Origin of the sequence: Paenibacillus sp. SAF-068, assembly GCF_051967555.1 — a bacterium.
In the GTDB taxonomy this organism is placed as follows: Bacteria; Bacillota; Bacilli; order Paenibacillales; family Paenibacillaceae; genus Paenibacillus.
The window spans coordinates 201,019-214,195 of sequence record NZ_JBQCJX010000003.1; the positions used below are offsets into that span (position 1 = coordinate 201,019).

Consider the following 13,177-nt stretch of genomic DNA (forward strand, 5'->3'; position numbering starts at 1 on the left):
GTGTATCATAACGTTCCACGTGAAACGAAATGTATCGGCGTATATGCTTGGTGTTAATGAATGACCATTTTCACAGCCTGGGTTTGGGGAGGGTAAGATTGAGCGATTACTCCACCAATCCACACTTCTGCACTTCGACCAACCAGTATCTCATCCAAAGAGGCGGTGACGGTCTTTCCTTCGATGATAAGTTCAGCGTTCTTGCTGAGCGAGATCCAAATGGGCCCTGAATCAACACTGCCATCTTCTTTATTGTCGATGAGTACCTGACCTCTTTCTAACTCAAAATCCGTAATCATTCCTCGTACATGAGGCTCTGCTTTCTCTTGTTCTTCGGATTGCTCTGCGCATCCAAGCGTTAGCAGAAGCAAGATCATTGGTAAAATGGATAACCTTCGTACAATGGGCATTGGGTTGCTCACCCCTCTCATCCTTTTTAATACATCTATACCTATGGACGTTACCTGAGACGACGATGTTCCCGTATATCTTTAAAAAAGAATCAAAATCTCCATTCAGTCTGGAACTGGGAATTGGAATATGTTAGCATATGGGTAACTTACTGAACGGAGGGATACGTGTGCAAAATTTTTCCCGATTGAGATAGTGTGGCGAAACGTTTGTTTACGCTTGCTGTTTTCTGCCTGTGTGCAGTTCATCGGGATTGGTTTGCCATTTTACACGTATGCCGCTAGTCATGAAAGAATCACTTCGTAAAGTGGTTCTTTGATGTACTACTATTTTTTGTGAGCATTCAGGTATGCCAACTTCCGAAATGAGCTGCACAGATGAACTTGTCTGTGTTTTTTATTTTATCCAGGAAAAGGGGAGTACCTGATATGACAAAACCAAACCTGAATGAGCATTTGGCAATGCAAAAGGAATTATTATCTTTAGCAAATCAGAATGGACTCCTCATTGTTGAGGAGTCCTTGGAGATCAACGAGTCGGGTATGGATTTTCGTGTAGCATTCGCCACGGATGAAGAAGGCCGAAGGTGGGTTCTGCGTCAGCCGCGACGCGAAGATGTCTGGGAGCGAGCCGAGAATGAGCAAAAGGTGCTGAATGTGGTCCGAGGAAATATACCTGCACAGGTACCAGATTGGCAAGTCTGCACGCCAGAGTTGATCGCTTATCCTTTACTTGAAGGTGATCCGATCGCAGTTGTGGATCCGGCAGGGGGAGGGTATGTATGGCGATTCCCTCAGGAAAACTTGTCTGATGCGTTCCTGGATTCACTGGCTACGACTCTCGTTGCACTGCATAATATTGATCTCGACAAAGCAAAAAAAGGCGGAGTGAGGGTCAAGACTCCCATGGAGGCCCGTAAAGAATTTGCAGCCAATATAGAGGAGATCAAGCGGAAATTTACGGTGCCAACCGAGTTAGTTGAACGCTGGACGGTATGGCTTTCTATGAATAGCTATTGGCCTCAGCACTCGGCGTTCATCCATGGTGATCTGCATCCGCCGCATATAATTGTCGATGAAGCCCAGCGAGTAACTGGACTTATTGATTGGACGGAAGCGGAAATTGCAGATCCGGGTAAGGACTTTGTTATCTATTATGCACTCTTTCAGGAGGATGGGCTGCGTGAGCTTTTGAATCGTTATGAGAAGGCAGGGGGGAGAACATGGCCCCGGATGCTGGAGCATATTCGGGAGCAATGGGCAGCCTATCCTGCGATTGTTGCCAAGTTTGCACTAATTACGGGCAAGGAGTCGGACATGGAGATGGCGAGAGGCATGCTTGCGAACTGGGATGTGAAGAGGGGCTGAGCATTAAAGGTATATATATCAAATATGCCAGATGAGGGTGAGTATGTGGCAAGAATCCGAATGAAATGTTGGCTAACAGGTATTGCACTGCTGGTTGGTTTAACAGGATGTACAACTCGGTTTGTCAATTCAGATGATGGGGTAGGGAACCTGCATGTAGCCGAGGACACTTTTTTGTTCTACAACGCTGACTTTGCAGGTATGGAGCCAGATCTTAAGCCGGGTATGAAGATTATCGCTGTAGTCAAAAAGGGGACGACCGGAGAACAGCTGGGAGGGTATTCGTTCACCCGCTATGGCACATACTATATTGTTGATGGTAACTACGTACTTGCCGCCTATGAGGGGGAATCTGCGGAATTACGAGATTTCACTGAAGAAACGAACGGCATCCAGCTGGACGCTTTTATGGATAAAATCAAGAACCTGCCACATGGCTAAACGACACCATTCCCGTAGAGCAGCAGAGTACAGCAACACGTATAACCATTCGTTAACCTAACAAAGGGCGATTCTCACCATGAGTTCCATGGGAGAGTCGCCCTTCCTTTTCGTTAATGTGGTGCGTAACGATTGGTCTTATTTTAAAATACTCACATATTTTCCGTATACGAATGCTATACGTCCATCCAGCTTCACTTTTACCCAACCATACTTGTCTGTACTGATCACTTCAAGTACGGTGCCTTTTGGTACCGCAGCGATGACCTTGGCTTTGGATGATGCGCCAGCGCGTACGTTCAGGTAAGCCGCAGTAACCTTGGCTTGCTTATCTTGGTTGACGGTGCCCGGTTTACCGGTGCTTGGTGTTGATGGTTTGCCGGGTTTCGTCGTTTCAGGTTTTGGTTTCGTTGGCGTTGTCGGCTTCGCTGGTGTAGGGTTGGTTTCTTCCTCGCCACCACCTGCTGCTTTGCGAGCTTTATTCAGCTGCTGATAGAACGCTCCCTTGGTTTTTACGCCTGTGAACTGTGCTGCACTCACACCTGCTTTGGCAGATAGGGCATCAATCTCTTCCTGGGTCACCGTATCCCATATGTTAATGGAGGCAATGTTGGTGTACTTGCCATCTTCCGTTGTTGGCACAGACATGATGCCATCGTTAACTAGTTCGACCACATCCGCACGCTCTGGTGCAGTCAGGTCTACGCCGGTGATTTTCCAGTTGCGCTGAATCTTCGGTTCGTATACGCCTTTCATAACATCTTTCAGATAGGCGATGGACAAGTTGCGAATCGTGCCTTGGATCTCACCAAATGCCGAGGCATCCTTGGAGGACCAGAGCTGCTTGAACTTACGTCCTTCCATGGCGCCGCCTTTGGCAATCAACGCTTCCATCCGATAGGCATTCATACCGAGCTTCAACGTATCGTCTTCTTTAACTACCGAGCCATTACTGTACTTGAGGTTTGTAATCCGACTGCCATATGGCTTCGTTAGGTCAATCTCATACGTTACGCCGCCGAAGAAATCATCGGTACTGTATTTGGAAGCACGTCGTTTCGGATCAAAACTAATGGTCACATCGCCCGGGCGTGTGGAGTTGAAATACCCCGCTGACCATTCCATATAATCCATCAGATCGCGTCCGGTTACTTCATATACGGTCACTTCACCAAAGGTGTATTGATAGTTGAACGCTATATCCTTTTTCTTGATCGGCCCTACATCCAGCTTGGCCTTATCGTTATCAATCTGGTGCGCGACCACATCGGCATCACTGTAATGCAACATCACTTCGGTGAAAAAGTCAGACAAAGGGGTTTCCTGGATCTGCACAGCAGGGATACCCTTAATCTCATCGGCAGGGACCAGGTTGGTTCCTTTCAGTTCAGCCACTTCAATGTTGGCATCGGCACGAGCGAACTCGTGGAACGGGTGCAAGGTCTCTTCCAGCGCAGGATCGGAGACTTCATATGTTCCGTCTGCTGCTTTTACAGCGAGTGCTTGAGCTTCTTTGCTTTTCAGCACCACTTTGTCGCCGTCTTTAGCAAATGTCAGATCGATTCGTGAGATATGTGAGCCATATTTATTCGGTTCGGAGATCAATACGCCGTTAACCGTTTGGGATTCAATCAAGGTATGCATGTGTCCGGCAAAAATAGCAGCCAGCTCCGGGTTGTCATTGGCGATATCCGTCACTCCGGTTCCCGGGTTCCCGTTCTCATTGTCCAGTCCCATATGCATAAGTCCAACCATGACATCCACTTTGCCTTTCAGCTCAGCAATGGCCTTCTTGGTCTCTTCCACAAATCTTTGACGATAATACCGTCCAGGTGATCCGTACCTTTCTCGAACTCGGTAATCATAGGGGTGTTCATTCCAATGACACCCACTTTGATGCCGTCTTTCTCGATAATTGTATAGGCAGGCATGTAGCGGTCGCCGTTTTCTTTGAAAATGTTACCCACGAGAGGCTGTCCATTGAATTGGGAAGAGATCCTCTCCAGTACGTCCAGCCCGAAGTTAAACTCATGGTTACCCATAACCCATGCGTCATATTTCATTTCGTTCATCGCAACCATCATGGGAGACTGGGGTTGATCGTTAAACAACTCAGCCGAGTTATCCTGAATCATGTCTCCTGCATCGAGCAGAATCGTATTGGGATTCTCCGCGCGGACTTTTTTCACGATGGTGTATAGTTGTGTCATACTTCCGGTTGGATTTGGACCGTCCAGTGCATAGTCCCATGGCATGAATCGACCGTGAATATCGGATGTGCCCAATAATGTGATCTTGGTTTCCTTATCTGCCTCAGCAGCCTGAGCTGGTGTAGAAGCAAAAGGGGCAAACAAGATGGAGGCACATAAGAGGAACGATAGAGGCCATCCGGCGAAACGTTTCGTTGAAATTTTGCGCATGTTGTAATCTCCCTTGTTATCTAGTGTATGTAAAGATATGTATCATTTCATACTAGATAAACATGTGGTAAATGTAAACTCCAATGTAAGCGTTATGTTGGATTTAAGAGAGGAATCTATAAATATAGCTGAATATTAATTTACGGTTTTTGAAAATAGTATAATTTGCAGGTGTTAAAGACCAAAATTATCCAGTAAAATTGATTTTGTAAGCGCTTAATAATATCCTAAATGATGATTAAGGAGGAATTTCATTGTTCAAGTCCAAGTGGTTCAAGACGGTTGGTTCACTAGCATTGGTAGGTGTTCTCGCTGCTTCGGTTGCAGTTGGTAGTGTGAGTGCTGGTTTGGCGAAAGGTAGCAAATTTTTGGGCAATATTATAGCTAACCAGGTTCCTTCGAATTTTAGCCCCTATTGGAACCAGGTAACTCCTGAGAACTCCACCAAGTGGGATGCTGTGGAGGGCACACGCAACGTGATGAACTGGGGTCAGGCAGATATGGCGTACAACTATGCGAACAATAACGGATTTCCGTTCAAGTTCCATACGCTCGTATGGGGAAATCAGCAGCCCAATTGGATTAACAGTCTCTCCGCCGCTGATCAGAAGGCTGAAGTGACACAATGGATTAAGGCCGCAGGACAGCGGTATTCGAAGTCTGCCTTCGTTGATGTTGTGAACGAACCTCTGCATGCGAAACCATCCTATCGTAATGCCATTGGTGGGGATGGAGCAACAGGTTGGGATTGGGTCATCTGGTCATTCCAACAGGCAAGACAAGCCTTTCCTAACTCCAAATTGTTAATTAATGAATATGGCATTATCGGTGATCCGGCCAAAGCAGACCAATATATCCAGATTATCAACCTGTTGAAAAACAGAGGTCTGGTTGATGGTATTGGTATCCAAGCCCATTACTTCAATATGGACAACGTCTCTGTGAGCACAATGAATACGGTATTGAACAAGCTCGCAGCGACAGGGTTGCCGATCTATGTATCCGAGCTGGATATGACAGGTGACGATAATACGCAATTGCAGCGTTATCAGCAGAAATTTCCTGTACTGTGGAAACATTCAGCTGTAAAAGGGGTAACGCTGTGGGGGTACAACCAGAATCAAACCTGGCAAGCGGGTTCCCACTTGGTCAATAGCAACGGTACAGAACGTCCGGCTATGCAATGGCTGAGAAATTACCTGGCGAATAATCCATAAGTTTACGTATTGATGAGGCTGAGCATCTCTTGTAAATTCGGTAATAATACCACATCAACAAGCGCCTGTCCCACATGATGAATATGGGGGACACGGCGCTATTTGATATACGCGTTTTCGAGATGTGTTGAGTTTGTTATTTCGGTTGAATAACCATACTGTTGAAAGAATCAGCTTCCAGCTCCATGTAAAGGGTCTGCCCCTCTTCAAGGGTTAGATACAGGTCACGACGGTCCTGGAATGGATTATTGATGACAATGACGAGACTGTTATCCGGGTTGCGGAAAGCGACGGATTTCCCGCTCCACGCGCCAGACAGGCCGACTCTTCGAGCACCAGGGACAACATGATGTGCGAAGTGTTTCATCACATAATACTCAGGGTTCCGAGTAACTTTCTTATGGTCCGGATCTACGGTGATCATGGAGTTCTGCTCCCAGCCCCATGTGCTGCGGCCTTTGGGTTCCAGAACCATATTCCAGTAGATGTAGGCGTTCACGCCGTTGCTAAAGTAATGCTGGTAGAGATTATATACATATTTGGCATAGTTCCATGAGTTGTTGCCATCACCGCATTCGTTCTCGGTCTGCATATAACGCAGCTCCGGATAACTTGCCGCGGTACGTTGAATGGCATTTTTGCCAGCCCATTGGTACCCAACACCCTTGATATAGGAATAGGCCTTCGGATCACTCAGGACAAGTCCGGCGTACTCATCGAAGTCATTTGTCTTTTTTTTGATCAATTCTTCCCATGGATCAGGGGCGTTGATCGTCCCCAGCCAGATTTCCGTATCCAGACCATGCTTATCAAAAGCCGGACCCAGATAATCAGCGATAAACTCACGAAGCTGCTCACCTGTCCACATGCAAGAAGGGAATTTCTGGTCCGCAATCACTTCGTTCTGCACATGCACCTGATGAATCGTAATGCCTGCTTCGCGGTAAGCCTGTACAAATTTGACGAAATACAGGGCGTATGCCTCCAGAATATCTTTCTCCCAACGAATCGTGCCGTAGTTATAGGCTTTTGGCGATTTCATCCACGTTGGCGGGCTCCAAGGGGAGGCGAAGAATTGCAGGTTCGGGTTATACGTCAGAGCTTCCTTGATGTAAGGAATCAGATATTTGAAATCACGTTCTATCGAAAAATGTTCCATGGCCACGTCGCCGTCCACTTCGTTGTGGCTATACCACTGCTCTGCATAATCACTTGCGCCGATCGGCAGGCGACAGATGTTAAACTTGTGTTCACCCTCCGGATGGAAGAGAGAATGAAATACCTCATGGCGCTGCTCCTCATTCAAGTGGGACAGAGCCGTATACCCAAGCTCGTTGAAACATCCGCCAAACCCTTCCACAAGCTGGTGCTGTTCACCTGTGAGTTTTAAGTTAGCGCTCTCATTTGTCGACACAAAAGATAACTCACTCCATGGACTGCCTTGAGTTGTGGAATAACCAGTGAACGTGAATGTCATATGAATTTCCTCCTCGCTTGAACTTCAGCTGTCATACATATTGCGTTCAGTATAACAACTCCCGTAGCAAAAGAAGATATGCTAAACCGCGTAAAATTTACCCTAATCCAAGGTAGAGTGTCCGTGTGTACATGTCTGTACATCAGAAAATACAATGTATTAGTTTACTGAATGGGCTCTCCATATGCCATTATCCAATATTATAGCTGAACAAAAATCCCCACCAATATTTTCGGCGGGGATATTCGCTAAGTTTCTCTTGCTGCTGTACATCAACTTGGGATGTAACATCAAGGCTCAATACGCTCAGCAGGTGGTTTGTTTTCGAAGATCAACGTTGTTTTGCTGCTTCCGATATACGCCACCGTCGTATTAAATTGCTCTGAAATGAAGCGTACCGGAACAAAGGCTTTGCCATTTCTCATCAATAGAGGCGCATCATTGATCGCAAGTTCATCGTTTACGACAACCTGCTTGTTGCCCACGCTCCAGTGAATCGTCTTATCATTCTGTGTAATCACCGCTTCACGCGTACCGCTGTTCCAGTTCACACTGGCATTCAACTGCTCCGAGACAAAGCGCAGAGGCACATAGGTCCGGCCTTCATCAATAAAAGGTGCAGCATCCAGTGCATAAGCGCGATCTCCGACATAGGCAGTGGTAGACCCTTCAATCAGACGCTGGAAGCTCCCCTGCGGCGTTCTTTTCTGCTCCCGCACATTCATCCGGTTCAGAAGCTGCATCGTCTGACTGCCACTTGCAACATCCAGATAATTGTTCTGCACCGTGAGTCCGGCAGGCTCAACCTCTGAGGTTGATGCCTGAATACCGGAGGATAACGAGGTGGACGCCGAGATATCCTGAATGGTCGTCGTCGCTGACTGATCACGGGTAAATGTAAAACCTGCAATCGGTGTCAGATCCCATACCCGGTTGTTGGATAATTTTAATACGTCCAGTCTGGATAGTTGCCGAAGAGGTTCCAGATCGTAGATCTGATTGGATTCTGCATTCAGTTCCTTCAGCCCAGTCAGTCCCTCAAGCCCCTTGAGGTGTTGTACTTGGTTATTAGAGATATCAAGTGTCCGAAGGCGTGTCATGTGCTCCAGTGTTGTCAGGTCCGTAATTTGGTTGCCTGCTACATTCAGATTCCGCAGTGTATTTGGCAGTTCAGCGAGTACGTCCATCGTCTGAATCTGGTTGTTTGCTACATTGAGTTGTTGCAGCCGGGTTTTACCCATGAGCGGTGTCAGATCGCCAATCATATTATTCGAGATCTCAAGCCATTCCAGTGCATCCGCATCCGAGAGGGCTGCAAGACTGTCAATATGGTTACCGCTGGCGTGGAACGTATGTAATCGGTTGAACCCACGTACAACCTCTATGGAAGATATGGAATTGTTGCTGATATACAGCCGCCCCAGGTTTTTTAATTCAGCAAGTGCGTGTATGGATGTAATGTAATTGTTGCGAACATCGATCTCGCGAAGCTGGGTTAGGTGCTGCAGCGGCGTGAGATCCTCGATCTCATTCCCATATAATCGGAGGTGAGTCAAGTTGGTGGCGTATTCCAGACCGGACAGGCTTTGAATACCTGCATTACTCAGGTCCACCACCTCAAGCTGTTCCAGATCCGATCTGGTAAGTGGAACATCCAGAGGTTTGTTCAGGATCAGTCTCAGTCCGTCTTCAAGCAGTGGATCTTCAATGATGCCCTCGCCCGAGTCTGTAGTTGCGTAAGCCATGGCTTGCCCCGATGCCCCGAGACTCAGGATGAATACTAGAAATAAAAGCGTCATTCTTCTCATTGCATGCATTCCCTCCGATTTTTAGAATTATATAATAATCCGAACAGATTGAGTTAGATAAGTATAGTGAGTCCATTTCATAACTCTGTAGGATGCTAATATTTACCCGATAACGGAAGGTTGTTCTGTCCACGAAGTTTCAGTGTGAATAGAACCATTTTCACATATGCAGTTACGGCCAAAAGCACATCTATAGTTATTAACCCGTCAACAGGAAAAAGGAACAAGAAATTTCGTGAGGATATTCCTATACTTCTATTCTATATGAAACAAACCCTGCCCTGCACACTTCAACGACATGTTTATCAAAAAAAATACAACATCTCCCGCAGAACCTATTCAATCTACCCTTAAAAAGGGTATAGATGAAGTAAAGATGCCAATTTGGAGGGGAAGATGTGAGTATGCGCCAAGCCATGATCATTAGCAATCCGTCGTCAGGTAAGGAAGAGGCCGAGCAGTATGTGTCCCAAGTCAGAGAAATTCTGGAGTCACAGCAGTATGAGGTGGCGGTTAACGAGACGGCCGGGAAAGGCGATGCGACTGATCATTGCCTGAACGCCTGCAAGGACGGCTGTGATCTGGTCATTTCCATTGGAGGCGATGGGACACTGCATGAGACGATTAATGGCATGATGGATCAGAAGCATCGTCCCCGATTGGGTGTTGTGCCGCTAGGTACGGTGAATGATTTCGCGCGTGCGCTGAATATCTCGCTTGACCCGGAGGAGGCCATTCGGCAGTTGCGTTCGAATCAGACCCATATCGTGGATATCGGGAAAATCAATGATCGCCTGTTTGCCAACGTGGTGGCAGCAGGTTCCTTGGCAGAAGCTCTATCCTCCGTATCCTCGGAAGAAAAGTCGAAACTGGGTTCATTCGCATATCTAAAGGAAGGCTTGAAAGACCTGGTGAATACACCAGCCAATCAACTGACCATTGAATATGACGGCCAGATATGGGAGGGAGAATCTCCTCTTTTTCTGGCGGCGCTGACCAATTCGGTTGGAGGATTCCAGAAATTGTCCCCGGATGCTGAGGTAGATGATGGGTTGATACATTGTTTTGTTGTTCGCAACATCAGTGTGTTCAACAGCCTGACACTGGGTACTTCCCTGTTTTTTGGCAATCTGAAGGACCATAAGGATGTGGACTATTTTACGGCCAAAGAAGTTCATGTTCGCTCAACTGAAACCATTCGAACGAATGTAGATGGTGAGGAAGGTCCTGCCTTGCCCATTCACATCCGTGTCCTGCCAAAGCATATTGAGGTCATCGTACCGGAAGAAGTATAATTCATTACTGCGTAATTACAGATTGAGACTCAGAACCTATCATTTCTCCATATGAATGTAGGATAAATCTATTGAAACCGATTGCAGATATGTGTCACAATCATAGGTAAGATACACGATAATATTCGAATATGGAGGGAAAACATCTTGAGAACCATTAAATTGGGCAGCAGCACACTCGAAGTACCCGTAGTCGCTGTGGGTTGCATGCGGATTAATTCACTAGACAGTAAGGAAGCTGAACATTTTGTTCGTTCCGCAATGGAGGTTGGCGCAAACTTCTTTGACCACGCTGACATATATGGCACAGGAACATGTGAGGAGATCTTCGCTGAAGCGGTGCAGATGAATCCCCAAGTTCGTGAAAATATGATTCTTCAATCCAAATGCGGTATCCGCAAAGGCATGTTTGATTTCTCCAAAGAGCACATTCTGAATTCGGTCGATGGCATCCTGCAACGTCTGAACACGGAATATCTTGACGTTCTGCTGCTGCATCGTCCAGACGCTTTGGTTGAGCCGGAGGAAGTGGCTGAAGCCTTTGATCAGCTGGAGCGCGAAGGCAAAGTGCGTCACTTCGGGGTATCGAACCAGAATCCGAACCAGATCGAATTGTTGAAAAAATACGTGAAACAGCCACTGGTAGCCAACCAGTTGCAGATGAGTATTACCAACACTACGATGATTGATAGCGGAATCAACGTGAACATGGAGAACGATGCCGCGGTTAACCGTGACGGTAGCATTCTTGATTACTGTCGTCTGCATGATATCACTATTCAGCCGTGGTCCCCGTTCCAGTACGGATTCTTCGAAGGTGTATTCCTGGGCAGCGACAAGTTCCCGGAATTGAATGCAAAAATCGATGAGATTGCTGCGAAGTATAACGTGAGCAATACAACGATTGCAATCGCATGGTTGCTTCGTCACCCTGCGCAGATGCAGCCTGTGACAGGCACGATGAATATTGAACGTCTGCAAGACTGTGTGAAAGCAGGAGATGTTCATCTCACTCGTCCAGAGTGGTATGAAATTTACCGTGCGGCAGGCAATATACTGCCTTAAATCCAAGTTATAGTGAGTATACTGACTAATGAGTCAGTTCAGAACACGAGCCGGTAGTTGGCTCGTGTTTTTGTCTGTTTTCAAGGTTTGATGCCGAGCGCATTTCCGATATAAAATATAAATAGAAGTCTTTCGTTTTATAAAAGGATTAAAATGGTTTTTATACAAATTAGTTGAATTTATTATATTGACCGCTACTTTCTAATTACATATAATTACTTTTGCATACCGATAATCCTGTTTATGTTTTTTTATTTTGGAGGGTGGTGTTCGTTTGGAGCCAACAACCACGATACGCGATCATTTAGAGAGTTATTTGAAGCGTGAACAGATGTCCATTAGTCATTTTTCGGAGACGTCAGGGATTAATTCAGGTACGCTGAGCAACATTTTGAATAAAAATCGGCCTATTGCCATGCAGCAGTTGGACCGCATTACTTCCGCCATGAGACTGGAGGAAGGTTACTTCTACGAGTTATACATAGATGAGTGTTTTGTGCATGCAACCCCGGACTGGCGAAGACTGGGACCTTTCCTGCATCGCTGTGCCGAGTTGGACAAGCTGGACTGTATTGAAGAGGTTATTCGTCTGATGATGGATAATCTATCCTATATTCCTTTGTTGTTTGAAGTGGCTGAAGAATTCTACCAGGCGGGTAAATATAAACCGGCCATTCTTTTATATGAGAACATCGCTGAAAGCGAGAAAATGCAACATTCCGAGCGGCTTGCGCTCTGTCAGTATCGACTGTTTAGATTGGGGCTAACCAATGATCAACAACGGAATCTGATTATTGCAGCCCGGTTTGAATACTATGTGGACCGGCTGGATGAACGTTACCAGTTGGATGCGCTTAACGAATTGATTAATGCTTTTGCATCACTCCACAGATGGAGCAAAGTTCAAGAGCTATCAGAAAAACTGAAGATAAAAGCAACCATTCATTATGAGATGAATGGTCGAAAGAAACAAGAAGAAACCAAGCGACCTATTGTTTTTTATATTATGTATGCTTATTTAGCATCAGGAAGTGCCCATTTCCATCTGAACAACTATGAAGAGGCATTGAAGTATGTTGCATTGTACACTGATTACAGTTGGGTGAACAATCCTGAACCTGAGGAAAAAGTGGTCATTCATCAATTTCAGGAATGGGCTGAGGGTAATCGTTATATATATCAATTAATGGCGGGACAGTTTGAGGTATTACCTGCTTATCTGGCGTATATCTCGACGAAGGAAAATGAGATATTTCCAGCGCTTTGTGATATTGTAACGGCAGCTAACCGCTATGATATGAATATAGACCATGTGCTTGAGCAGTATGAATCATACTTCACTTATCAGGAACAGAGCAATCGGATTGGGAAAGTGAGCAAACAAATTACCGATGATCGATACGTTCGTCTTTTAGCTGGATTAGGAACATATTATCTTAAAAAAGACAGGTTTGCAGAGGGGTTAGATTTTGTTCTCCATAGCTTGAGATTTTCTATTGAAATTAGCGATGGACGAGGTATGCTTAGAGGTGTCGGATTGTTTGAACAATATAGGGACTACGCGTCTGACACAGCTATAAAGCAATACAAAATCTTGATTGGTGAGGTGCAGAAACTCAATGAAGAGAAAGCTGGCTTTGCTGATAGTTACATGTAGTATCCTATTGAGCATCGTA

9 protein-coding genes and 1 pseudogene are annotated in these 13,177 nt (G+C 46.0%); 6 read left to right on the forward strand and 4 right to left on the reverse strand.

The features are described 5' to 3' along the window. Positions 1–53: 53 nt before the first annotated feature. Positions 54–422: a hypothetical protein gene (locus tag ACTHPG_RS18640; RefSeq protein ID WP_440390969.1), complete on the reverse strand. Its 369-nt coding sequence runs from the start codon at positions 420–422 to the stop codon at positions 54–56. Positions 423–839: 417 nt separating this feature from the next. On the opposite strand from ACTHPG_RS18640, the gene ACTHPG_RS18645 reads away from it, so the two are divergent. Together ACTHPG_RS18645 and ACTHPG_RS18650 are read left to right on the forward strand one after the other, a co-directional pair. Next, entirely contained in the window at positions 840–1,778 is a 939-nt protein-coding gene (locus ACTHPG_RS18645; RefSeq protein ID WP_440390970.1) for a macrolide 2'-phosphotransferase, read from the forward strand. A gap of 45 nt (positions 1,779–1,823) precedes the next feature. Then, a complete protein-coding gene (locus tag ACTHPG_RS18650) occupies positions 1,824–2,219 on the forward strand; it encodes a hypothetical protein (protein ID WP_440390971.1) in 396 nt (131 codons plus the stop codon). A 138-nt stretch (positions 2,220–2,357) separates the two neighbouring features. On the opposite strand, the pseudogene ACTHPG_RS18655 reads toward ACTHPG_RS18650, so the two are convergent. Then, positions 2,358–4,474 (reverse strand): annotated as a pseudogene (locus ACTHPG_RS18655) (5'-nucleotidase C-terminal domain-containing protein). Between the two features lie 419 nt (positions 4,475–4,893). Here ACTHPG_RS18655 and ACTHPG_RS18660 point away from each other — a divergent pair. Then, the gene (locus ACTHPG_RS18660; RefSeq protein WP_440390972.1) at positions 4,894–5,856 is read left to right on the forward strand and encodes an endo-1,4-beta-xylanase; all 963 of its coding nucleotides are present in this window, start codon (positions 4,894–4,896) and stop codon (positions 5,854–5,856) included. Between the two features lie 136 nt (positions 5,857–5,992). Here the strand turns inward: ACTHPG_RS18660 and ACTHPG_RS18665 are convergent, their stop codons facing one another. After that, on the reverse strand, positions 5,993–7,333 hold the full coding sequence (locus ACTHPG_RS18665) for a glycoside hydrolase family 30 protein (protein WP_440390973.1): 1,341 nt from the start codon (positions 7,331–7,333) through the stop codon (positions 5,993–5,995). A gap of 290 nt (positions 7,334–7,623) precedes the next feature. After that, a complete protein-coding gene (locus ACTHPG_RS18670) occupies positions 7,624–9,141 on the reverse strand; it encodes a leucine-rich repeat domain-containing protein (RefSeq protein ID WP_440390974.1) in 1,518 nt (505 codons plus the stop codon). 404 nt (positions 9,142–9,545) lie between these two features. Between ACTHPG_RS18670 and ACTHPG_RS18675 the strand changes: the two genes are divergently transcribed. From ACTHPG_RS18675 to ACTHPG_RS18685, 3 genes are all read left to right on the forward strand, one after another. Continuing rightward, entirely contained in the window at positions 9,546–10,436 is an 891-nt protein-coding gene (locus ACTHPG_RS18675) for a diacylglycerol/lipid kinase family protein (RefSeq protein ID WP_440391405.1), read from the forward strand. 147 nt (positions 10,437–10,583) lie between these two features. Beyond that, positions 10,584–11,501, forward strand: coding sequence for an aldo/keto reductase (locus tag ACTHPG_RS18680; RefSeq protein WP_440390975.1), 918 nt, complete (start codon positions 10,584–10,586; stop codon positions 11,499–11,501). Positions 11,502–11,775: 274 nt separating this feature from the next. After that, positions 11,776–13,158, forward strand: coding sequence for a transcriptional regulator (locus ACTHPG_RS18685; protein WP_440390976.1), 1,383 nt, complete (start codon positions 11,776–11,778; stop codon positions 13,156–13,158). Positions 13,159–13,177 lie beyond the last annotated feature (19 nt).